Annotated in this window: 17 protein-coding genes and 1 pseudogene; 13 read left to right on the plus strand and 5 right to left on the minus strand. The window is 72.2% G+C overall.

Annotated features, from left to right (window positions below):
• Positions 1–75 precede the first annotated feature (75 nt).
• The 3 genes from glgX to treZ all read left to right on the plus strand — a co-directional run bounded on the left by glgX (position 76) and on the right by treZ (position 6,486).
• Entirely contained in the window at positions 76–2,190 is a 2,115-nt protein-coding gene (glgX, locus tag ABZS54_RS26435) for a glycogen debranching protein GlgX (RefSeq protein ID WP_355540967.1), read from the plus strand.
• Between the two features lie 172 nt (positions 2,191–2,362).
• Positions 2,363–4,654 carry a malto-oligosyltrehalose synthase gene (gene treY / locus ABZS54_RS26440; protein ID WP_355540970.1) on the plus strand — a complete coding sequence of 764 codons (2,292 nt, stop codon included), beginning with the start codon at positions 2,363–2,365 and terminating at the stop codon, positions 4,652–4,654.
• Positions 4,655–4,725: 71 nt separating this feature from the next.
• Positions 4,726–6,486 (plus strand): malto-oligosyltrehalose trehalohydrolase, encoded by a 1,761-nt coding sequence (treZ, locus tag ABZS54_RS26445; RefSeq protein ID WP_355540973.1) that lies wholly within the window; start codon positions 4,726–4,728, stop codon positions 6,484–6,486.
• Between the two features lie 103 nt (positions 6,487–6,589).
• On the opposite strand, the gene ABZS54_RS26450 is transcribed toward treZ, so the two are convergent.
• Positions 6,590–7,408 (minus strand): PPK2 family polyphosphate kinase, encoded by an 819-nt coding sequence (locus tag ABZS54_RS26450; protein ID WP_355541015.1) that lies wholly within the window; start codon positions 7,406–7,408, stop codon positions 6,590–6,592.
• Between the two features lie 803 nt (positions 7,409–8,211).
• Positions 8,212–9,261, minus strand: a complete 1,050-nt coding sequence (gene zapE, locus ABZS54_RS26455) for a cell division protein ZapE (RefSeq protein ID WP_355540976.1) — start codon at positions 9,259–9,261, stop codon at positions 8,212–8,214.
• A gap of 31 nt (positions 9,262–9,292) precedes the next feature.
• Between zapE and ABZS54_RS26460 the strand changes: the two genes are divergently transcribed.
• The 6 genes and pseudogenes from ABZS54_RS26460 (at position 9,293) to ABZS54_RS26485 (ending at position 14,930) form a co-directional block, all read left to right on the plus strand.
• A complete protein-coding gene (locus ABZS54_RS26460) occupies positions 9,293–10,033 on the plus strand; it encodes a pyrimidine reductase family protein (protein ID WP_355540979.1) in 741 nt (246 codons plus the stop codon).
• A 192-nt stretch (positions 10,034–10,225) separates the two neighbouring features.
• Positions 10,226–10,702, plus strand: a complete 477-nt coding sequence (locus ABZS54_RS26465; RefSeq protein ID WP_355540982.1) for an indole-3-glycerol phosphate synthase — start codon at positions 10,226–10,228, stop codon at positions 10,700–10,702.
• Positions 10,703–10,763: 61 nt separating this feature from the next.
• Positions 10,764–12,188: a UDP-N-acetylmuramate--L-alanine ligase gene (gene murC / locus ABZS54_RS26470; protein ID WP_355540985.1), complete on the plus strand. Its 1,425-nt coding sequence runs from the start codon at positions 10,764–10,766 to the stop codon at positions 12,186–12,188.
• A gap of 86 nt (positions 12,189–12,274) precedes the next feature.
• The gene (gene msrB / locus ABZS54_RS26475; protein WP_355540988.1) at positions 12,275–12,685 is read left to right on the plus strand and encodes a peptide-methionine (R)-S-oxide reductase MsrB; all 411 of its coding nucleotides are present in this window, start codon (positions 12,275–12,277) and stop codon (positions 12,683–12,685) included.
• Between the two features lie 84 nt (positions 12,686–12,769).
• Positions 12,770–13,651 carry a TIGR04222 domain-containing membrane protein gene (locus ABZS54_RS26480; RefSeq protein WP_355540991.1) on the plus strand — a complete coding sequence of 294 codons (882 nt, stop codon included), beginning with the start codon at positions 12,770–12,772 and terminating at the stop codon, positions 13,649–13,651.
• A 74-nt stretch (positions 13,652–13,725) separates the two neighbouring features.
• A pseudogene (locus tag ABZS54_RS26485) lies at positions 13,726–14,930 on the plus strand (DUF692 domain-containing protein).
• Positions 14,931–15,459: 529 nt separating this feature from the next.
• On the opposite strand, the gene hemQ reads toward ABZS54_RS26485, so the two are convergent.
• The 3 genes from hemQ to hemE form a co-directional block, all read right to left on the minus strand.
• Positions 15,460–16,257 carry a hydrogen peroxide-dependent heme synthase gene (gene hemQ, locus ABZS54_RS26490; protein ID WP_355540994.1) on the minus strand — a complete coding sequence of 266 codons (798 nt, stop codon included), beginning with the start codon at positions 16,255–16,257 and terminating at the stop codon, positions 15,460–15,462.
• A 30-nt stretch (positions 16,258–16,287) separates the two neighbouring features.
• Positions 16,288–17,718, minus strand: coding sequence for a protoporphyrinogen oxidase (gene hemG, locus ABZS54_RS26495; RefSeq protein WP_355540997.1), 1,431 nt, complete (start codon positions 17,716–17,718; stop codon positions 16,288–16,290).
• Between the two features lie 174 nt (positions 17,719–17,892).
• A complete protein-coding gene (hemE, locus tag ABZS54_RS26500) occupies positions 17,893–18,957 on the minus strand; it encodes a uroporphyrinogen decarboxylase (RefSeq protein WP_355541000.1) in 1,065 nt (354 codons plus the stop codon).
• Between the two features lie 93 nt (positions 18,958–19,050).
• Here hemE and ABZS54_RS26505 point away from each other — a divergent pair, with 93 nt between their 5' ends.
• The 4 genes from ABZS54_RS26505 to ABZS54_RS26520 all read left to right on the plus strand — a co-directional run.
• The gene (locus ABZS54_RS26505; protein WP_355541003.1) at positions 19,051–19,641 is read left to right on the plus strand and encodes a DUF3000 domain-containing protein; all 591 of its coding nucleotides are present in this window, start codon (positions 19,051–19,053) and stop codon (positions 19,639–19,641) included.
• Between the two features lie 179 nt (positions 19,642–19,820).
• Complete coding sequence (locus tag ABZS54_RS26510) at positions 19,821–20,489, plus strand: response regulator transcription factor (RefSeq protein ID WP_078974877.1); 669 nt, start codon at positions 19,821–19,823, stop codon at positions 20,487–20,489.
• Positions 20,490–20,726: 237 nt separating this feature from the next.
• Positions 20,727–22,004: a ribonuclease D gene (locus tag ABZS54_RS26515; protein ID WP_355541006.1), complete on the plus strand. Its 1,278-nt coding sequence runs from the start codon at positions 20,727–20,729 to the stop codon at positions 22,002–22,004.
• Positions 22,005–22,209: 205 nt separating this feature from the next.
• Positions 22,210–22,697: FTR1 family protein (locus tag ABZS54_RS26520; protein WP_355541018.1), on the plus strand; the 488-nt coding region annotated here is incomplete at its 3' end.

A 22,697-nucleotide genomic window follows, 5' to 3' on the forward strand; every position in this document is an offset into this window, starting at 1 on the left:
TCTCGCACATGAATCCGGTTCGGTACGGGAGACTGCAAGTTGCCGAAGCACGATCCGCGACAAAGCAGGTTGCTCATGCAGGTCTGGCCCGGTCATCCGTATCCGCTCGGCGCCACGTACGACGGCGCCGGCACCAACTTCGCGGTCTTCTCGGAGGCCGCCGAACGCGTCTGGTTGTGCCTGCTCGACGAGAGCGGCGCCGAGCAGCGCATCGAGCTGCGCGAGGCGGACGCGTTCGTCCGGCATGCCTACCTGCCCGGCGTCCAGCCCGGGCAGCGGTACGGCTACCGCGTCCAGGGCCCGTTCGACCCGGCCTCCGGCGCCCGATGCAACCCGAACAAACTGCTGCTCGACCCGTACGCGAAGGCGATGTGCGGCGAGGTGCACTGGCACGAGTCGATGTACGGCTACTCGTTCGAGCACCCGGACCTGATGAGCACCACCGACTCCGGGCCGCACACGATGGCCTCGGTGGTGATCAACCCCTACTTCGACTGGGGCGACGACCGGCCGCCGCGCACCGAGTACCACGACACGGTGATCTACGAGGCGCACGTGCGTGGGCTCACCCGCACCCACCCGGGGCTGCCGGAGGAAATCCGGGGCACCTACGCGGGGATGGCGCACCCGGCGGTGATCGAGCACCTGGTGAGCCTGGGCGTGACCGCGATCGAGCTGATGCCGGTGCACCAATTCGTTCACGACCACCGGCTGTCCGACCTGGGCATGCGCAACTACTGGGGCTACAACACCATCGGCTTCTTCGCACCGCACGCGGCCTATTCGTCCACCGGCGAACGCGGTCAGCAGGTGCAGGAGTTCCGCTCGATGGTCAAGGCGCTGCACGCGGCGGGCATCGAGGTGATCCTCGACGTGGTCTACAACCACACCGCCGAGGGCAACCACCTCGGACCCACGCTGTCCTTCCGCGGCCTGGACAACGCGTCCTACTACCGGCTCGCCGACGACAAGCGCTACTACCTGGACACCACCGGCACCGGCAACAGCCTGCTGATGCGCAGTCCGCACGTGCTCCAGCTGATCATGGACTCGCTGCGCTACTGGGTCACCGACATGCACGTGGACGGCTTCCGCTTCGACCTCGCGGCCACTTTGGCCCGGCAGTTCCACGAGGTGGACCGGCTGTCCTCGTTCTTCGACCTTGTCCAGCAGGACCCGATCGTGTCGCAGGTCAAGCTGATCGCCGAGCCGTGGGACGTCGGCGAGGGCGGCTACCAGGTGGGCAACTTCCCACCGTTGTGGACCGAGTGGAACGGCAAGTACCGCGACACCGTGCGCGACTTCTGGCGCGGCGAGGAGCGCACCCTGGCCGAGTTCGGCTCGCGGCTGACCGGCTCCTCGGACCTGTACCAGGACGACGGCCGGCGCCCGATCGCCTCGATCAACTTCGTCACCTGCCACGACGGCTTCACCCTGCACGACCTGGTGTCGTACAACGACAAGCACAACGCGGCCAACCGCGAGGACAACCGGGACGGCGAGAGCCACAACCGGTCCTGGAACCACGGTGTCGAGGGCGAGACGGACGACCCGGACGTGCTCGCGCTGCGGGCCCGTCAGCAGCGCAACTTCATCGCCACCGTGCTGCTGTCCCAGGGCGTCCCGATGATCGCGCACGGCGACGAGTTCGGCCGCACCCAGCGGGGCAACAACAACGTCTACTGCCAGGACAACGAACTCGCCTGGGTGCGGTGGCCGCAAGGCGAGGTGCCGGACCAGCTGGAGTTCATGCGGATGATGACCCGGCTGCGGGCCGAGCACCCGGTGTTCCGGCGCCGGCGCTTCTTCCACGGCAGGTCCGTCCAGGGCACCCACGACGAGCTCACCGACATCGCCTGGTTCACCCCCACGGGCGAGGAGATGTCCGACGGCGACTGGTGGGCGGCAGCCGCCAAGTCGGTCGCGGTCTTCCTCAACGGCAACGCGATCTCCGAGCCCGACCCGCGCGGCCAGAAGATCACCGACGACTCGTTCCTGCTGTTGTTCAACGCCTCGCACGAAACCGAGGAGTTCACCATCCCCGACGGCCTGGGCACGACCTGGACGGTCGTGGTCGACACCGCCGACGACAAGACTACGATGCACGAGCCGAAGACCCGGATGACCGTCGACGGCGGCTCCTGCCAAACGGTCGAGCCCCGCTCGCTGGTGGTCCTGCAACGGCCCTGAGTGAGGCGGCCCGCACCGGCCGGGCGCCGTCGCACGGGCGCCCCGCGCCAGGGGTGCGCGCCGCCGATCCACCGCGGCGGCCGGCTCCGCCGGACCGGGCCCGGCCGCGTCCGATCAGGTTTCACCACCCCGGCGGGTGGTAGCGCGGGGTCGTCCGGGGAAGCTAGTCCGCATGACCTCGTCGCCATCACAGCTCCCCACCGGGACCTATCGGCTCCAGCTGCAGCCCGCCTTCGGGTTCGCCGACGCTGCCGCAGCCGTGCCCTACATCGCCTCGCTCGGGGTCAGCCACCTGCACCTGTCGCCCGTCCTGCAGGCCGTGCCCGGGTCCACGCACGGCTATGACGTGGTCGATCATTCGCGCGTGTCCGCCGACCTCGGCGGCGAGGACGGGTTGCGCGCGCTGGCCGCCTCCGCCGCCGCACACCGACTGGGCATCGTGCTGGACATCGTGCCCAACCACATGGCCGTGCCCGCGCCCGAGTCGCTCAACCGACCGCTGTGGCAGACCCTGCGGGAGGGGCCGGACTCGCCCTACGCCCGCTGGTTCGACATCGACTGGACGCGACACGACGGCCGGGTGCTGCTGCCCGTGCTCGGCGGGCCGGTCGAGGAGATCGCCGACGAGCTGATCGTGGACGGCGACGTGCTGCGCTACCACGAGCACGAGTTCCCGCTCCGGGCCGGCACCGACAAGCTCGCGCTCGACGAACTGCTCGCCGCCCAACACTTCGAACTCGCGCACTGGCGGCGCGCGGACACCGAACTGAACTACCGCCGGTTCTTCACCATCGCCGGCCTGATCGCGCTGCGCCAGGAGGACGAGGAAGTCTTCGCGGCCACCCACGCGACCATCCTGCGGCTGGTCGACGAGGGCCTGGTGCAGGGGCTTCGGATCGACCATCCGGACGGGCTCGCCGACCCGCGCGCGTACCTGGCGCGACTGCGCGCCGCCGCGCCGAACGCCTGGATCGTGGTGGAGAAGATCCTCGCCGACGAGGAGCGTCTCCCCGTCGACTGGGCCTGCGACGGCACCACCGGGTACGACGCACTGCGCCGGGTGGACAACCTGTTCGTCGACGCCGAGGGCGCCGAGCCGCTGCGGGCGCTGCACCGCGAGCAGACCGGGGTCCGGGAGGGCTTCGACTACCTCGTCCAAGAGGCCAGGGCCGAGGTGCTCACGGGCGGCCTGGCCACCGAATTCGCCCGGCTGCGGCGCACCCTGGACCACCTGGAACCGGTCGCGGGCGCCGGTGACATCGGCCGCGCGCTGCCGCCGCTGCTGGCCGCGTTCCCCACCTACCGCCCCTACCCCGGCGGCGGCCCCGGCTCGATCGCGGCCATGGCCCGGGCCCTGACCGGGGTGCCCGGCCAGGTCTCCGAGGCGGCCCGCGAGATCGCAGAACTGGCGCTCGCCGACGGCGAGTTCGGCACGCGCTTCGGGCAGGTGGCGGCGACGCTCGCGGCCAAGGGCGTCGAGGACCGCGCGTTCTACCGCTGGTACGGCTTGAGTTCGCTGAACGAGGTCGGCGGCGCACCGGACTCGATCGGCCTGGACATCGCCGGCTTCCACGACGCCTGCGCGCGCATGTCGCCGACCACGATGACCACGCTGAGCACCCACGACACCAAGCGCAGCGAGGACGTGCGGGCCCGGCTCGCGGTGCTGGCCGAGGTCCCCGAGGACTGGGCCGAGCGGGTGCGCACCTGGAACGACTGGTCGAGCGCGCACCGCTCCGAGTTCCGCTTCGGGCCGGACGGCTACGACACCTACCTGCTGTGGCAGACCCTGGTCGGCGCCTGGCCGCTGTCTCCCGACCGGGCCGTCGACTACCTGCGCAAGGCAATGCGCGAGGCGGCCCGGGCCACCACCTGGACCGACCCGAACCCCGACTACGAGGCGGCGAGTGAGGCGTTCGTGCGCGCCGTCCTGGCGGACGGGGAACTCGCGGGCGACATCGCCGAGTTCGTCACCGACCTGGATCGTCCGGCCCGGGCCGTCTCGCTCGGCGCCAAGCTGGTCCAGCTCACCATGCCGGGCGTCCCTGACGTGTACCAGGGCAGCGAACTGGCGCTGTACACACTGGTCGACCCGGACAACCGGGCCCCGGTCGACTTCGGCCGCGAGCACGGTCCGCTGGACGCGCTCAAGTTCCAAGTCACGCAAGCCGCGCTGCGCCTGCGCCGCGAGCATCCCGACTGGTTCGCCGGTACCTACGCGCCGCTGCCCGCCCGCGGCAAGGAGGCGCGGCACGCGATCGCGTTCGTACGCGGCGACGAGGCGATCACCGTGGCCACCCTGCTGCCGGCCGGCCTCGCGGCCAAGGGCGGCTGGGGCGGCGCGCTGCTGCCGCTGCCGCCGGGCCGTTGGGTCGACGCGCTGACCGGCAACGCGTACACCGGGCAGGCCCGGCTGCGGCACATCCTGGAGGACCTGCCGGTGGCCCTGCTCACCCGCGGCTGACCCGGCCGCGCCCGCGCGCTCCCACCCGTCCCCACGTATTCCCACGCGTTCCCGGAAAGGACACAACCATCGTGGTCAGGTTCGAGGTCTGGGCTCCGAAAGCGTCGTCTCTGGACGTCATCGTCGACGGCCGACGCAAGCCGATGCGGGACGCGAACCGACCCGGGTGGTGGCAGACGGAAGTACCGGCCGCGGTACACGGGAGCGACTACGCGTTCGTGATCGACGGCAGCACACCGCTCCCCGACCCGCGCTCGCCGTGGCAGCCGCAGGGACCGGACGGCCCGAGCCGAGTGGTGGACCACGCCGCGTACGCGTGGGCCGACCGGGCCTGGACCGGCCGGCCGCTGCCCGGCGCGGTGGTCTACGAGCTGCACATCGGCACCTTCACGGTCGAGGGCACCTTCGCGGCGGCGATCGAGCGGCTGGACCACCTGGTCGACCTGGGCATCACGCACGTCGAGGTGATGCCGGTGTCCGCCTTCCCGGGTCGACACGGGTGGGGCTACGACGGCGTGTGCCCGTGGGCGGTGCACGAGCCGTACGGCGGTCCGGAGGGATTCAAGCGCTTCGTGGACGCGTGCCATGGGCGCGGCCTGGGCGTGATCCTGGACGTGGTGCACAACCACCTCGGTCCTTCCGGCAACCATCTCCCGCGATTCGGGCCCTACTTCACCGACCGCTACAAGACGCCGTGGGGTTGGGCGGTCAACCTGGACGGGCCCGGCTCCGACGAGGTGCGCGCCTACCTGGTCGGCAGCGCGCTGATGTGGCTGCGCGACTACCACGTGGACGGGCTGCGGTTGGACGCGGTGCACGCGCTCGCCGACAACCGCGCGGTGCCGTTCCTCGAAGAGTTGTCCGAGGCGGTGGACAAGCTCGCCGCGTCGAGTGGCCGGCCGCTGTTCCTGATCGCCGAGTCGGACCTGAACGACCCCCGCGTGGTCACCCCGCGCGAGAGCGGCGGAATGGGCGTCCACGCCCAGTGGAGCGACGACTTCCACCACGCGCTGCACTCGCTGCTCACCGGTGAACGGCAGGGCTACTACGGCGACTTCGGGTCGATGGGCACACTCGCCAAGACGCTCACTCGGGTCTGGCTGCACGACGGCACGTGGTCCTCGTTCCGCGAGCGCACGCACGGGCGCCCGGTGCCCACCTCGCGGATGCCCGCGTATCGCTTCCTGGGCTACCTGCAAACCCACGACCAGGTCGGCAACCGGGCCACCGGCGACCGCATCTCGGCCACCCTGCCACCGGCGCTGTCGGCCGCGGGCGCGGCCCTGGTGCTCACGGCGCCGTTCACCCCGATGTTGTTCATGGGCGAGGAATGGGGTGCGTCCACCCCATGGCAGTACTTCACCGACCACACCGACCCCGAACTGGCCGAGGCGGTGCGCAACGGGCGCCGCGCCGAGTTCGCCTCGCACGGATGGGACGCCGCACAGATCCCGGATCCGCAGTCGCCGCAGACCGTGCGCAACTCGTGTCTGGACTGGGACGAGCTCAAAGGCTCGCCGCACGCGGCGCTGCTGGCCTGGTACAAGCGGCTGATCGCGCTGCGCCGCGAGTGGGAACACCTGACCGACCCGGACCTGACCAGGGTTCAGGTCAGCTTCGAGGAGACCGCGGGCTGGCTGATGGTGCACCGAGGCGCGTTCCGTACGGCGGTCAACCTGGCCGAGCAGCCCGCCACGCTGCCGATGGGCACCGGCGCGGCCGAGATCGTCGCGGCCTGGGACGATCGCGCGGAGATCCGTCGCGGCCTGGTCGGCACCACCCTGCGGCTGCCCGCAACCTCGGTCGCGGTGGTCCGGGTGGGCTCGCGCTGAGACCACCGTCGCGACCCCGACTCCGACCTCGCGCACCGAACGAGCCGATCCGACCCGTCCGGCGTTCGAGGACGAGCACGGCCGAAGGCCCGCGCGTGCGTGCTCACGTGTCCAGCAACCGCTTCCGCTCCGCCTCGACGTCGAACGTGCCCGCCGGGTAGCGCGGATCCAACTCGATGAGGTGCTCCAGCAACAGCCGGCTGATCGCCCAGTTGCGGTACCACTTGCGATCCGCGGGCACCACATACCAGGGCGCCGCGTCGGTGTCGCACTTCTCCAGGGCGACCTGGTAGGCCGCCCGGTAGTCCGGCCACACCGAGCGCTCGTCGATGTCCGCCGGGTTGAACTTCCAGTGCTTGTCCGGGTTGTCCAGCCGGGCGAGCAGCCGCTCCTTCTGCTCCTCGGGCGAGATGTGCAGGAAGATCTTGACCACGCTCACCTCGTCCGTGGCCAGGCCCTGCTCGAACCGGTTGATCGCGGTGTAGCGGCGCGACCACACCTGGCGCGGGACCAGGTTGCGCACCCGCGCGATCAGCACGTCCTCGTAGTGCGAGCGATCGAACACGCCGATCAGACCGGGGCCCGGTACCTGGTTGCGGATCCGCCACAGGAACGGGTGCCCGAGCTCTTCCTCGGTAGGTGCCTTGAACGCGTGGATGTGGCAGCCGGACGGGTTGAACTGGCCGATCACGTGCTTGACCGTGCCGCCCTTGCCGGAGGTGTCCATGCCCTGGACCACCAGGAGCACCCGGCGGCGCGCACCGCCCGCCACGGCCTGCGCGTACAGCTTCTCCTGGAACTCGGCCAGCCGCGGGCCCATCGCGGCGATGTCGGCCAGCGCGTCGGCCTTGTCGCCGCAGAAACCGGGCGTGGCGCGCGGGTCGATCGCGGTCAGGTCGACGGGGCCGCCGGTCAACCGCAGCGCGGCCCGGACGGAGGGCTCGTCGGCCCCGGGGTGGCCGGGCACGTCGGCGCGCGCTTCGGCGACCACGCGAAGCCGGGGCGGCTCGGCGGCGACCTCGGGCTCGGGCTCGGTCGCGACGGGCGGCTCACTCGCGGCCGACGGGTCGGCCCACTCCTCGGCGACCGCTTCGAGTTCGAGGACCGCGACGTCGACGGCCTCGACCTCGACGGCTTCGAGGCCGCCCGCGTCGACTTCGACCACCTCGAGTCCCAGCGCCTGCGCCGCGGCCCGCTCGGCCTCGGCCCGCTCGGCTGCGGCCTCCAACGCCTTGGCGGCCTTCTTGTCCGCTTTCCTGGCCGCCTTGGCCTGCTCGGCCCGCAGCTCCCGCTCCGCCTTCGGCGTCTTCTCGGCCTTCTTGTCGGCCTTCGCGGCTTTGTCGGCCTTCCTATCGGCCTTCGCGGCCTTCTCGGCAGCCTTCGAGGCCTTCTCGGCCTTCTTGGCGGCCTTCTCGGCCTTCGCGGCCTTGTCCGCCTTCACGGCCTTCTTCACGGCCTTCTCGGCCTTCGCGGCCTTCTCAGTCTTGGCAGCGGCCTGCGCGGCGACCGTCTCGTCCGATGTCTCGCCCAGGCCCACCGGGGCTCGCCCCTTCGAGTCCCGGTCGAGCCTGCCTGCACCCTTGCGTTCGGCCTTCTTCGCCATGCCACTGCCTCCGCGTCGTCGGGACCCGGGTCCGATGATGCCGCACCCGCGGACCGGTCGCGCACGGACAACGCCCGCACGGCGCACGGCCGACGCCGGCCGTACCCCTACCTCGACCCCGGTCAGCGAGTCGGGACGTGCTCCGCGCCCTCGCGGGCCATCGCCACCAGCCGCGAAATCGCGCGCAGGTACTTCTTTCGGTAGCCGCCGGCCACCATCTCCTCGGTGAACAACTCGTCGAACGGCACCCCCGAGGCCACGATCGGCAGCTCGCGGTCGTACATCCGGTCCGCGAGCACCACCAGGCGCAGCGCGGTCGCCTGGTCCTGGACCGGTCGCACGCCGCGCCAGAAGATGCCCGTGACGCCGTCGAGCATGGCGCCGTACCGGCTGGGATGCACGGTCGCCAGGTGCGCGAGCAGTTCGGCGAAGTCGTCGAGTGCGGCGCCGTCGGGCGCGGCCTCGGCGGCCTTGGCAACCACGTCGTCGGCGATCGGTGTGGGAGCCGCGGGCAGGCCCCGGTGCCGGTAGTCCTCGCCGTCGATGCGCAGCGCCTCGAAGCGCGCCGACAGCCCCTGTATCTCGCGCATGAAGTCCTGCGCGGCGAACCGGCCCTCGCCGAGCTTGTCGGGCAGCGTGTTCGAGGTCGCGGCCAGCTTGACGCCCGCGTCGGCGAGCTTGCCGAGCAGGGTGGACACCAGGACGGTGTCGCCCGGGTCGTCCAACTCGAACTCGTCGATGCACAGGAGCCGGTGTCCGGACAGCGCCTCGACGGTCTGCCGAAAGCCCAGGGCGCCGACCAGGTTGGTCAGCTCGACGAACGTGCACAGCGACTTGGGCCCGGGTGCGGCGTGCCACAACGATGCGAGCAGGTGGGTCTTGCCGACGCCGTAGCCGCCGTCGAGGTAGATCCCGCTGGGACCGCCGGGCGCGCTCTCGCGGCGGAACCAGCGCCGCTTCCCGTTCCCGCCGTCCCCGTTCAGTCCGGCGGCGAACCGCTCCAGGCGCAGCACGGCCGCGGCCTGCCCGGGCTGGTTCGGATCCGGGATGTAGGTATCGAAGCGCACATCGCCGAAGCGCGGCGGCGGAACCATCTCGGCGACGAGACGGTCGGCGGGAACGCTGGGCTGACGCCGGGTGAGCGACACGACGTGGGCTACGGACACGATCATCAAGCCTACGACGCGTGCAAAACTCGGTCGCATGCGCCGTCTCCTTCCTGCACCCAGCGCCCCTGCCGAGCCCGACGTCGACCTCGTCGAGGCATACGCCTATCCGCCCGGCCGAACCTGGCTGCGGGCGAACATGGTGGCCGGTCTGGACGGTGCCGCCCAAGCGCCCGACGGCCTGTCCGCGGGGCTGTCCTCACCGGCGGACAAGCGGATCTTCGGGGTGTTGCGCGGTCTGGCCGACGTCGTCGTGGTGGGCGCGGCCACGGTCCGCAAGGAGGGCTACCGACCGCCGCGGCCCAAATCCGCCTACGCCGCCGCCCGCGCCGCCGCCGGGCAGTCGCCCGCGCCGGTGATCGCCATCGTCTCGCGCAGCCTGGCCGTCGATTTCACCGCGCCGCTGTTCACCGAGGCGATCACTGCGCCCATCGTGATCACCTGCGAGGACGCCGCGCCACAGGGCCTGGCGGCGGCTCGCGCGTACGGCGACGTGCTCGTGGCCGGGCGGGACCGGGTCGACTTCGCGAGCGCCCTGGACGCACTGGCGGCGCGCGGGCTGACCCGGCAGTTGACCGAGGGCGGCCCGCACGTGCTGGCCCAGATCGCCGCGTGCGGCCGCTTGGACGAGCTGTGCCTGACGGTGAGCCCGCTGCTGACCGCCGGTCCCGCCGACCGGATCCTGGCCGGTCCGGCCCTCGCTGACGCGGTGTCCATGCGCCCGGTGTCGCTGCTGGAGGAGGACGGCTCGCTGTTCGCCCGCTATGTGCGCTCGTGAGCGGCGCACCGGGTCGCGCTGCGCCGGGTCGGTCACCGCTCGTGAGCGGTGCACCGACCCGGGCCCGCGCCCGGCGACGTTCCCCCGCCGGGCACGGCACCGGAGAGTGGGAGTGGGAAGGTGGTCTCCCGGGCAGACCGGGCACAGCCACCCGCCTCGGGGGTTGGATCTTGTGGATCAAGGGAGTGTTGCGTGTACACGATCGTGCTGCTCATCGAAAAGGTCCTGAACGAGGCGGACGTCGAGTTCGTCACCAGCCTGCACGAGGGCGTCGAGACGTCCTTCGTGGTGGTCCTGCCCGGCAAGGCCGACCATCGCAAGCTGCTCCAGGCGCTGGACGACGTGGCCCTGGTCCGCCTGGACGAGGCGGCCGAGGACATCGAGGAGAGGTCCGACCCGGACGACGGCGCGACCGCCGCACGACGCACGCTGGACGCGAGCGTCGCGGCGCTGCGCGCGATCGGCGCGAACGCCGTCGGCGAGACCACCCCCGGGCGCGACCCGCTGGACACGCTCAAGCAGATCGTCGAGCGGCACGACGCGGACGAGGTGATCGTGCTCACCGACCCGCACTTCATCGAGGAGGTCTTTCACCGCGACTGGGCCTCGCGCGCCCGACAGAACGTCGGTGTCCCGGTGCTCAAGCTCTTCGCACACGACGTGAGCTGACACAATCGCGGGGAGCCCGCGCCGAACCGCCCGGGTCCCACGATTCGAAGGAGCCCGCGTCATGGCACCCCCCGCCGAGCCCGTCGACCTCGGCAGCCCGTTCTTCGTCGGCATCGGTGGCGCCGGCATGTCGGGGCTCGCCAAGATCCTCGCGATTCGCGGCGCCCGAGTCTTCGGCAGCGACGCCAAGGACTCCACGCAGGTGCTCGCGTTGCGCCAGCTCGGCTGCACGGTGCACGTGGGCCACGACGCGGCCAACGTGGCCGAGGACGTGTCCTGCGTGGTCGTGTCGTCCGCGATCCGCACGGACAACCCCGAGCTGGTGCGCGCGCGCGAGCGTGGCATCCCGATCGTGCACCGCGCGGACGCGCTCGCCCGGCTGATGGACGGGCGCCGCTCGGTGGCCGTCGCGGGCACGCACGGCAAAACCACCACGACCAGCATGCTCGCGGTCGGGTTGACCTCGCTGGGCCTGGACCCGTCCTTCGCGATCGGCGCCGACCTCAACGAGGCGGGCAGCAACGCCCACCACGGCTCGGGCAACATCTTCGTGGCCGAGGCGGACGAGAGCGACCGCAGTTTCCACAAGTACACGCCCGAGGTCGCCGTCGTCCTCAACGTCGAGTTGGATCACCACGCCAACTACGGCTCGCTGGAGGACGTGCTGGAGGCGTTCGAGATCTTCGCCGCCCGGATCACCACGGGCGGCACCCTGGTGCTGTCCGCCGACGACGCCGGCGCGGGCACCCTGCGCGAGCGGCTCGCGGTGTCGCTGCCGGAGCTGCGGGTGGTCACCGTCGGCGAGCACGAGGACGCCGACCTGCGCCTGGTCGAGATCGAGTCGCTCGGCCTGGGCAGCCGGGTCACCGTGCGCGGCAAGGCCGCCGACGGCGACCTGGTGTTCACCGTCGCGGTGCCCGGTCGGCACAACGCCTCCAACGCGGTGATGGCGCTCGCGGTCGGCCTGGCGCTGGGCGTCGAGCCGCAGCGGATGGCCGAGGGCCTGGGCAAGTACCAGGGGGTGCGCCGCCGGTTCCAGCTCAAGGGCGAGGAGAGCGGCATCCGGGTGATCGACTCGTACGCGCACCACCCCACCGAGATCACCGCCGACCTGGCCACCGCGCGCGGTGCGGTGGGCGCGGGCCGGGTGATCGCGGTGTACCAGCCGCACCTGTTCAGCCGCACGCAGCAGTTGGGCGTGGAGATGGGCCGCGCGCTGGCCGCCGCGGACATCGCGGTCGTGATGGACATCTACGCGGCCCGCGAGGACCCGCAGCCGGGCGTGACCAGCAACATCATCGCGCACGCCGCACTGGACAACGGCGGCCTGGTGCGCACCGAGCACAGCTGGTCCGACGTCGCCGGTTCGGTGGCCGCGCTGGCCCGGCCGGGCGACCTGATCCTGACCATGGGCGCGGGCGATGTCACCCTGCTCGGCCCGGAGATCCTGGACGCCATCCGCGACCGCAACAACGCCCCGCGCTGACCGCCGGTCGGCCCGGCCGACACCCCACGGTGCCGCGACATCCCAACGGGGGAACGTCGCGGCACCGTTGCGTGTTGGATGTGGACATGGCCTACGAAATCGAGAAGACCGACGACCAGTGGCGGGCCGAGCTGTCCCCCGAGGAGTTCCGGGTGCTGCGCCGGGCCGGCACCGAGCGCGCCTGGACCGGCGAGTACACCGAGACCAAGACGACCGGCGTCTACCGCTGTCGGGCGTGTACGACCGAGCTGTTCCGCTCCGACACCAAGTTCGACAGCCACTGCGGCTGGCCGTCCTTCTACGCACCGCTGGCCGAGGACCGGGTCGAGTACATCGAGGACTCGTCGATGGGCATGACCCGGGTCGAGGTGCGCTGCAAGAACTGCGGCTCGCACCTGGGACACGTCTTCGAGGGCGAGGGCTACGGGACGCCCACCGACCAGCGCTACTGCATCAACTCCATCTCGCTGACCCTGGAACCCGACCCGCAGGGCTGATCGCCGCGCCCGTCAAACCTGCTTTCGAGCGGTGCGGCAAACGTCACATCCGGTCACGTGGGCGGTGTTCGTCCGCTATGCCTGATGACCATGAATCCGTGGCTGCCACCCCTCGCGTACTCGGTCTGGACGGCGCTCGTGCTCGGCGTCGCCATCGGGTCCGCGCGGCGTGGCGGCAAGCGCGCGGACCGGCGGCGTCTGGCCGAACTGGGCCCGGTCGAGTACGCGTTCGTCTCCGGCGGCGCGGCCCGCGCGGCGGACGTGTGCATCCTGCGCCTGCTCGGCGCCGGCTCGCTGCACGTGAGCCGGGACGGTCAGGTGGTCGCCGCCCGCACACCCGAGCCGGGCGCGGCGCCGGAGGCGCCACTGCGCGTGCTCGACGAGGAGTACGGCGGGCTGCCGCTGCGCGAGTTGCGCGTGCGGGTGGCAGGATCCCCGGAGATCCAGGCGATCGGCACCTCGCTGCTCGCGGCCGGTCTGGTCGCGCGGCCGGACGCGGGACCGCGCCGGGTGCCGCGCTGGGCGCTGTTCGCAACCATGGCGCTGGGCGTGGCCACCGCCGTGGCGGGTTTCGTGCGCGCCGACGACGGCGCGGCAAGCGCGCTGCCGTGGGTGGGCCTGCTGCTCGCGGTGATCGGCATCCAGGCGTGCGTCGCGGGCCTGCTGCTGCTCGGCGTGTTCGGCGAGCGGGTGGTGCCCACCGCGCCGACGATGCGCCGGCTGATCCGGATGCGCCGCGACGAGGCCGCGGTGGCCGCGCTGGGCGCCGACGGGGTGGGCGCGGTCGCGCTGTGGGGCCTGGACCGCTTCCCCGACCCGGTGGTCAAGGAGATATTCCGCCGCAACGCCCCCGCCCCGGGCAGCCGCGACCCGCGGTCCCCGTGGTGCGGCAGCACGTCCTGCGCGTCCCCCCAGGGCGCCCGCGCGGGCTCCTGCGGCGGCACGGCGGACGGCTGCGGCGGCTAGGGTCCGGTCGGCTGCGAAGGAACCGAGGGAACTCCGCCTGTTTCGGTGTGGGTCGCGCCCGCCATGCTTGGCATATGCGGACAGCGGTGGGAATCGGATGGCGGCCGGAGATCGATCTGACGATCGAGCGCCTGGCCGGCGTCGACTTCGTCGAGGTGATCGCCGAGAACGTGTGCGTCGAGCACCTGCCGGAGTCGTTGCGCGTGCTGCGTGCGCGGGACGTGCAGGTGATCCCGCACGGCGTCGGTCTGGGGCTCGCGGGCGCGGACCGGCCCGACCCGGCGCGGCTGGCCCGGCTGGCGGAGGTGGCGGGCGCGTTGGAGTCGCCGCTGGTCAGCGAGCACCTCGCGTTCGTCCGGGCGGGGGGCATGGAGGCCGGCCATCTGCTGCCCGCGCCGATGACCCGGGACGCGCTCGAAGTGGTCGTGGAGAACGTGCGGATCGCCCAGGAGTCGCTGCCGGTCCCGCTCGCGCTGGAGAACCCGGCGACGCTGCTGTCCTGGCCCGGCAACGAGATGAGCGAGGCGCGCTTTTTGACCGAGCTGGTGGAACGCACCGGCGTACGGCTGCTGATCGACGTGGCCAATCTGCACACCGAGCGCGTCAACCACGGCCTGGACCCGGCCGCCGCGCTGGCCGAACTGCCGCTGGAGGCGGTCGAGTACGTGCACGTCGCGGGTGGCGTCGAGCGCGAGGGCCTGTGGCACGACACGCACGCACACCCGGTGACCGCGCCGATCCTGGAGGTGCTGGAGATGTTGTGCGCGCTGCGCCGGCCGCCGCGGGTGCTGCTGGAGCGCGACACCGACTTCCCGCCCGTCGGCGAGCTGGCCGCCGAACTGGCCGCGATCCGCGCGGTGGTCAGCCGCACGGCGGTGCGCTCGTGAGCGCGCGCGAGCGGTTGGCCCGGCAGCAGAGCGAGCTGCTCGCGGCGCTGGTGGCGGGCGGCCCCACGCCGGCCGGTTTCGACCCGGAGCGGGTCCGCGCGCAGGCCCGGGCGCTGGCCGCCAAGCGACGCGACTCGGCGCTGCGCGCGGTGCCCGAGCTGGCGAGCGCTCTGGGGCCGCGCTGGCCGGGCGAGTTCATGACGTGGGCACTGGTTCACCCGAAGCCGGCGGACGGCGGCACCCGCGCGGACGTGCACGCCTTCGCGGCCCACCTGTGGGAGCGCGACGAACTGCCGACCGCGTTGGCCGAGGTGTTCATCCCGCGTGAGCCGTCCCGATGGGGGCGGTTGCGCGCGCGGCTCGGGCGTCGCCCGTGGACGCGCGACCGGTAGGTACGAGCAGGCGATCACGCACAGGGGGTGGGTGGCATGACCTGGTTCATGTTGGTTCCGTTCGTCATCGCGGGCACGTGCGCGCTGGTGGTGAGCCTGAGCGTCCGGCGGGTGACCCGACGGCGGATGCGCCGCACGTTCGGCCGGCCGTACGGGCCCGGCAGCGGGTGGCCGCCCGGCTCGTCGTTCGGCCCCGGTTCGAACCCCGGCCCGCCTCCCGACCAGTGGCTGCCGGGCACGGCCCCGTTCGACGGATACGGCACGCACCACTCGCACGGACACCACTCACCGGGCCCCGACTGGCAGGGACACCACTCGCACGGCCACCACGCCTCGTGCGGCGGGAACTCCTCCTGCGGTGGGGGCGGGAGCTCCTCGTGTTCGAGCGGTTCGTCCTGTTCGAGCGGATCATCGTGCTCGAGCGGGTCCTCGTGTTCGAGCTCTTCGTCGTGCTCGAGCAGCTCGTCCTAGGCGTGGGTGTCCCGAGGCGGTCGGGCCGATCGTGGCCCGACCGCCCGGGAGGGGTGACTCAGGCCAGACCGGCGAGCAGTTCGCCGACCGGGTGCCGGCGGCCGGTGTAGAACGGCACCTCCTCGCGCACGTGCCGGCGGGTCTCCGAGCCGCGCAGGTGCCGCATCAGGTCGACGATGCGGTGCAGCTCGTCAGCCTCGAAGGCGAGGATCCACTCGTAGTCGCCGAGCGCGAACGAGGGCACCGTGTTCGCCCGCACGTCCGGAAATCCGCGCGCCATCTTTCCGTGCTCGGCGAGCAGCCGGCGACGCTCGGCGTCCTCGAGCAGGTACCACTCGTACGAGCGCACGAAGGGGTACACCGCGACGTAGTCGCGCGGGGTCTCATCGGCCAGGAAGGCCGGGATGTGGCTCTTGTTGAACTCCGCCGGGCGATGCAGCGCCATGTTCGACCACACCGGCTCCAGCAGCCGTCCCAGACCGGTGCGGCGGAAGAGGTTGTACGCCTCCTGAAGCGCGTCCGAGTCCTCGGCGTGCCACCAGATCATGATGTCCGCGTCGGCGCGCAGGCCCGAGACGTCGTAGGTGCCGCGTACCACGACGTCCTTGTCGAGCAACTGCTCGAACAACTGCTCGACCTCGCCGGCCAGGCCGGCCCGGCCACCGGGCAGCGATTCACGGAGCCGGAAGACCGACCACATCGTGTACCTGATCACCTGGTTGAGGTCGCGGGCCTTGGGGCGCGCCGGCGTGGGTCGGCCTTCGCTCCCCGGGACGTCCGCGTCGAGAGCGGCGTCGATCACGGCTGCTGCGGCGTCGACCGGTTCCGGGGTGTTGTCCGCGGTGCTTTGGGTCATGGATCGATTCTCTCTCCCCCGCACCGGGAGTCAGCGCACGGGGCGGGCGAGCGGCCTGGCGAGCTGTGCCATCACGTCGGCCGCGGCACTGGTCGCGCTCGCCACACACGCCGGGATGCCGACGCCCTCGTACGCCGCGCCGCACACCGTCAGCCGGGGCAGCCGCTCCACCGCGTCGCGCACGCAGGCGATCCGGCCGAGATGACCGACCGCGTACTGCGGCAGCCCGCCACCCCAGCGGGTGACCTTCGTGTCGATCGGCTCGGCGCTCAACCCGATCGCGTCCCGCAGGTCTGCGAGCGAGTCGGCGACCAGGTCCGCGTCATCGTGCTGGAGCACCGCCTGCTCGCCGGCGCGCCCGAGCGAGGTGCGCAGCACGAACGTGTCCGGGTCGGCGTCGGCGAGCCAGCCCCACTTGTTGGACGCGAACGTGCTCGCCTTGATCCGGCGGCCGTCGATCGGCGGCACCAGGAACCCGGTGCCCGCGGGCACCGCCGCCAGGTCGGCGCGACGGAACGCGAGGGTGACCAGGGCCATTCCCGCGTACTCGATCGAGGACAGTTCGACCGCGGCGACCGTGGAGTGCGGGCGCAGCAGCCGGGCCGCGGGCGCAGCCGGTACCGCGAGCACCACCGCGTCCGCCTCGATCGCGGTCGGCGCGTTCGTCGGTCCGGTGATCAGCCGCCAGCCCGTCGGCGTACGCTCCAGTTCGCGCACCGTGGTCCTGGTCCTGATCTCGCCGCGCCCGGTCGCCACCACCGCGCCCGCGACCGCGACCGGCAGCCTCCCGATGCCGCCGCGGATGCCCATGAACACCGGGCCGCCCGGCCGCGCGCGCTCCAGGAGCCCACGCACGCCCGCGACCAGCGACCCGCCGGTGCGCGCGATCGGCACCAGCTGCGGGACCGCCGCGGCGAGCGAGATGTCGTAGGCGTTGCCCGCGTACACCCCGCCCAGCAGCGGCTCCACCAGTCGGTCCACCACCTCGTGGCCGACCCGCTCGGCGACATAGCGGCCCACCGACACGTCGTCCTCATAGCGGTGCGGCGCGAGCGCGTGGTCCAGCGGGATCCGGGCCAGGCCCGCCGCCGACAACACCCCGCTCGCCGCGAGCGGTTCCAGGTCGCCGGGCACACCCATGACGTGGCCGCGCGGCATCGGCCGCAGCGCACCGCGGGTCCACAACGACGCACCCGCGGTGCTCGGCGGCTGCAGGTCCGCGGCCAGGCCGACCTCGCGCGCGAGGTCGATCGACTCGGTGCGCCGGGCGAGCATCGACTCGGCGCCCTCGTCGACCGCGACGCCCGCGATCGTGCCGGCGTGCAGCTTGCCGCCGATCCGGGCGGAGCCTTCGAGGACCGTGACGGTGAGCTGCGGATCGCCGTCCCGAAGCAGGATCCAGGCGGCCGTGAGACCGGCGATTCCGCCACCCACGACGACGACATGACGACCGCTTACCACCGGCGAACTGTCCACACCGCACCCTCTCACGAGGACCATCCGGGGATGGGAACCGGCCACGCGTCGGCGACACCCGATCCCCGACCGGCTCCGCGCACGGCCGAGCAGCCGCAGTCGGCCCCTCGCCCGCGGCCGAGCCGCTTCGTCGGCCCGTCGGCATGCGAAGCGGCGGCCCTACCGGGCGCTGACCTCGTGCACGTGCGCCACGATGCGGGTGAGCACCTCGGGGTCGGTGTGGGGCAGTACGCCGTGCCCGAGGTTGAAGATGTGCCCCTCGGCGGCGCGCCCGGCGGCCAGCACCTCGTCGGTCTTGGCCCGGATCGCCTCCCACGGCGCGAACACCACGGCCGAGTCCAGGTTGCCCTGGAGCGCTTTGCCCGGCCCGACCCGGGTCGCCGCCACGTCCAGCGGAATCCGCCAGTCGACGCCGACCACGTCCGCGCCGGCCTCGCCGAACATGCGCAGCAGTTCCCCGGTGCCCACGCCGAAGTGGATCCGCGGCACGCCGTAGTGCTCGACCGAGGACAGCACCTTCGTACTGGCCGGCAGCACCGACGCCCGGTAGTCGGCGGCGGAGAGCGCGCCGGCCCACGAGTCGAACAGCTGGATCGCCGACGCGCCCGCCTCGATCTGCACCTTCAGGAACGCCGAGGTGATCTGCGCGAGCCGGCCCACCAGGTCTGCCCACAGTTGCGGGTCGCCGTACATCAGCGCCTTGGTGCGCTCGTGGTTCTTCGACGGGCCGCCCTCGACCAGGTAGCTCGCGAGGGTGAACGGCGCCCCGGCGAAGCCGATCAGCGGCGTGCCGCCGAGTTCGCCGACGAGTTGGCCGACCGCCTCGGTGATGTAGGGGACATCCTCCGGCGTCAGGTCGCGCAGCTGCGCGAGATCGGCGCGCGAGCGGATCGGGTTGGCCACGACCGGGCCGACCCCGGGCTTGATGTCCAGGTCGATGCCGATCGCCTTGAGCGGCACCACGATGTCGCTGAAGAAGATCGCCGCGTCCACGCCGTGCCGGCGCACCGGCTGCAGGGTGATCTCGGTGACCAGGTCCGGCCGCATGCACGATTCGAGCATCGCGGTGCCCTCGCGGAGCTTGCGGTACTCGGGCAGCGAACGACCCGCCTGGCGCATGAACCACACCGGGGTGTGCGGTACGGGTTCACGTCGGCAGGCCCGCAGGAAGGCCGAGTCTCGGACGGTGGCATGCGGAAGGCTCGTTTCGGTCACATCCGCCATGGTCCCAGACGCACCCGGACGGCCCAGACCGAGCACCCCCGCCCGGCGCGTCGCCCGGGACTGGCGACCCCGGCGCGGCCTAGGCTGCCAGGCATGGCAGCAGTCGGCGAGACCGAGGAGCCCGAGGAGTTCCGGCAGGCGCTGGCCGGATGGCGGGCCGCGATCCTGCGCCCGGAGATCGTCCTGGAGGAGATGTCCCGGCCCCGCGGCCTGGCCCCCTTCTCGGCGGCTTTCGCGGCCGAGGTGGCCCTGGGCGAGGACGAACTGGCGGGCGGCCGGATCGTGCTGCTGCACGACCCGGCGGGCCACGAGGCCTGGGAGGGGACGTTTCGCGTGGTCACCATGACGCGCGCCGAACTCGAACCCGAGCTGGCCATGGATCCGCTGCTGCCCGAGGTCGGCTGGACCTGGCTGACCGAGTCCCTGCACGCGGTCGGCGCCGCCTATCGGGCCCCCAGCGGCACCATCAGTCGCAGTACCTCGCAGGGTTTCGGCGGACTCTCCGGGCAGATCGCCCGGACCGAGATCGAGGTCCGGGCATCGTGGACCCCGGCCGACGACGAGTTGCTTCCGCACCTGTTGGCGTGGACCGAACTCATGTGCACGTGCGCGGGTTTGCCGCCGGTGGTTTCCGGCGAAGGAGTCGTCGCCATACCGCGCCGGCCCTCGCGACCCGGCTCCTGACACGCCGGGTCACCGCTGCGAGACCTCGCGGTCACACACCCGGGTCAACGTCGCATAACGGATTTGGATCTTCCTCTAAAGGCCGGCGCCATATGTGCCGAAGGACAGGGTGACCACCCCGAAGGAGTAGCTGGTCGGGCCGCTTCTTCGGGAATCGCGATCACTGCGCAGGAGGCCCGGTGTCGGTACTTCTCGATCACCCTGCAAACCTGCTTGCCTACCGTCCTTCCAAGCCCACGGCAATGGTTGTCGTCGCGGACCCCCGGGTTCGCGACGCCGTCATCCGCCACCTGTGGGCCCTCGGTGTGCGCGACGTCGTCGGGGCGTCGACCATCGCCGAGGCTCGATCCCGTGCCGGCACGCCGCGCGACCTCTGTGTCGCCGACGTGCACCTGCCGGACGGCTCCGGACTCACGCTTCTCACCGAGATGCGCGCGTCCGGCTGGCCGAACGGCTTGGCACTCTCCGCAGCCGACGACATCGGTGCCGTTCGTTCCGCGCTTGCCGCGGGCGTTCGGGGCTATGTCGTGACCGGCGCGCGAGCGGGACTGAACCCTGGACACGCACGGCAAGCGGGAATGCACCACGGGATGCCCCAGGCAAACCGCATGCGTCCGTCGGAACAGCGCGGGACGGAGCCCGGCTCCGGCGTCCGGGAGCTTTCGGCGCGCGAGATCGAGGTCCTGCGCCTCGTCGCGGAGGGCCGGTCCAACAAGGCGATCGGCCAGGCGATGGGCCTGTCGGCGTTGACGGTCAAGAGCCATCTCGCCCGCATCGCCCGCAAGATGGGCACGGGCGACCGTGCCGGCATGGTGGCCCTCGCATTGCGGGCCGGCATCATCAGCTGACGCAGGTCGGCTGGGCATCAGGACACCTCATCAGGTAGAGCCGAATCCCGGCGGGTGGACCCACCCGCCGGGATTCGGCATGCCGGGGATCGGCCCTCTCGGTGTCGGGCCGATCGGCGTCCGGGCAGCGGGACCAGCTGATTTTGTCCGGTTTCCGACCGTCGTACACCGTCGGTGGCGCGCCCACCTTGGCGGGGACCTGCCCGATCGGGTGGACGGGCGGGTTATTTTGGTGGGGTGACCGACGCCTCCTTCGAAACCTCATCCGAACTTCCGGCGCCGGTCCCCCCGGCGCCGGTCCCTCTCCTGGCACCTCGCGAGGGCGTACCGCCCGTCGTGGCGGATCCGCGAGCGCTCGCCGAGACCATCGCCGCCTTCGCCGCCGGAGCGGGACCGGTCGCCGTCGACGCCGAGCGGGCGTCGGGCTATCGCTACGGACAACGCGCCTATCTGATCCAGCTGCGTCGGGCCGGCGCGGGCAGCGCCCTGGTCGACCCTGCGGCATGTCCGGACCTGTCCGGGCTCGGCGCGGCGATCGTCGACGCCGAATGGGTCCTGCACGCCGCCTCCCAGGACCTGCCGTGCCTGGCCGAGGTCGGCATGGTGCCACGGCGGATCTTCGACACCGAGCTGGCCGGCCGGCTCGCCGCCTTCCCCCGGGTGGGGCTGGGTGCGATGGTCGAGGCCGTGCTCGGCTTCTCGCTGGAAAAGGGGCATTCGGCGGTGGACTGGTCCACCCGTCCCCTGCCCGAGCCGTGGCTGCGCTACGCCGCGCTGGACGTGGAGGTGCTGATCGAGCTGCGCGACGAGCTCGAGGCCATCCTGACCGAGCAGGGCAAGCTCGACTGGGCCCTGCAGGAGTTCGCCGCGATCGCCGCCGCACCGCCGCCCGCCCCGCGGGTCGACCCGTGGCGGCGCACCTCCGGACTGCACCGGGTGCGGCGCCGTCGGCAGTTGGCGATCGTGCGCGCGTTGTGGCTGGCCCGGGACGGCATCGCGCGGCAGAAGGACGTCTCGCCGGGCCGGGTCATCCCGGACAGCGCGATCGTCGAGGCCGCGCTCGCCGGGCCCGCGTCGGTGGCCGCCCTGCTCGCGCTGCCCGGCTTCACCGGTCGAGACAGCCGGCGCCAGGCCGGCGTGTGGCTGGCTGCGATCGAGCAGGCCCGGGCGCTGCCCGAGGTGGAGCTGCCGATGTCCACGCTGCCGCACGAGGGCCCGCCGCCGGCACGCGCGTGGACGGACAAGGACCCGGCCGCCGCGGAGCGCCTGACCGCGGCCAAGACGGCCGTCGCGGCCATCGCGGACGAGCACACACTGCCCACCGAGAACCTGCTCGCGCCGGACTACGTGCGCCGGCTCGCCTGGGCCCCGCCCGCAGTGCCCACCGCCGACGCGGTCGGCGACGTGCTGCGCGCCTTCGGCGCACGTTCGTGGCAGATCGGCCTGACCGCGCCCGCGCTCTCCGGCGCCTTCCTGCGGCTGGCCGCGCACGCCGCCAACGGCACGAGCGCCTGACCCGCACGTCCGCGCACCGGGCGCGTCCCGCCCGGTGCGCCGCGCCAGGCAGGCGATCCGCCGAGCCCGGCGCGGCGGGGGCGTGCGCCACGCGCTGCCTTACCCGACCTTTGCTTTGTCATTGACGCCGGATCCCCCTGGATGGTTTGGTTAGCCTCGCCTAATTCTCATTCTTCAATATTTGCTCGAACTGGTGGGGTGGCCTGTGTTCGCCAACTATCTGATTGGCCTGCGCGAGGGCCTGGAGGCGGCCCTCGTGGTCAGCATCCTGATCGCCTACCTGGTCAAGACCGGTCGGCGCGAGGCGCTGCCCGCAGTGTGGGTCGGCATCGGCGCGGCGGTCGGCCTGAGCGTGGCCCTGGAGGCCGCCCTCGAACTGACCTCGGCGGAGATGGACTTCAAGCAGCAGGAATTGTTCGGCGGTTCGCTGTCGATCGTCGCGGTGCTGCTGGTGACCTGGATGATCTTCTGGATGCGGCGGACCTCGCACGCGTTGAAGGCGGAGTTGCAGGGTCGATTGGACCAGGCGCTGGCGATGGGCACCGGCGCGCTGGTGCTGACCGCGTTCCTGTCGGTGGGCCGCGAGGGCCTGGAGACCGCGGTGATCGTGTGGGGCACCGCCCGCTCCACCGGCGAGAACACCGACCCGATGATCGGCGTCGCCCTCGGCCTGGCCACCGCCGTCGTGCTCGG

Source organism: Embleya sp. NPDC005575 (assembly GCF_040605455.1).
In the GTDB taxonomy this organism is placed as follows: Bacteria; Actinomycetota; Actinomycetes; order Streptomycetales; family Streptomycetaceae; genus Embleya.

Bases quoted from the DNA above. Each gene is read 5' to 3' on its own strand.
- glgX (WP_355540967.1), top strand. From the start codon at position 76: ATGCAGGTCTGGCCCGGTCATCCGTATCCGCTCGGCGCCACGTACGAC.
- treY (WP_355540970.1), top strand. From the start codon at position 2,363: ATGACCTCGTCGCCATCACAGCTCCCCACCGGGACCTATCGGCTCCAG.
- zapE (WP_355540976.1), bottom strand. From the start codon at position 9,261: ATGATCGTGTCCGTAGCCCACGTCGTGTCGCTCACCCGGCGTCAGCCC.
- ABZS54_RS26460 (WP_355540979.1), top strand. From the start codon at position 9,293: ATGCGCCGTCTCCTTCCTGCACCCAGCGCCCCTGCCGAGCCCGACGTC.
- murC (WP_355540985.1), top strand. From the start codon at position 10,764: ATGGCACCCCCCGCCGAGCCCGTCGACCTCGGCAGCCCGTTCTTCGTC.
- msrB (WP_355540988.1), top strand. From the start codon at position 12,275: ATGGCCTACGAAATCGAGAAGACCGACGACCAGTGGCGGGCCGAGCTG.
- ABZS54_RS26480 (WP_355540991.1), top strand. From the start codon at position 12,770: ATGACCATGAATCCGTGGCTGCCACCCCTCGCGTACTCGGTCTGGACG.
- hemQ (WP_355540994.1), bottom strand. From the start codon at position 16,257: ATGACCCAAAGCACCGCGGACAACACCCCGGAACCGGTCGACGCCGCA.
- hemE (WP_355541000.1), bottom strand. From the start codon at position 18,957: ATGGCGGATGTGACCGAAACGAGCCTTCCGCATGCCACCGTCCGAGAC.
- ABZS54_RS26505 (WP_355541003.1), top strand. From the start codon at position 19,051: ATGGCAGCAGTCGGCGAGACCGAGGAGCCCGAGGAGTTCCGGCAGGCG.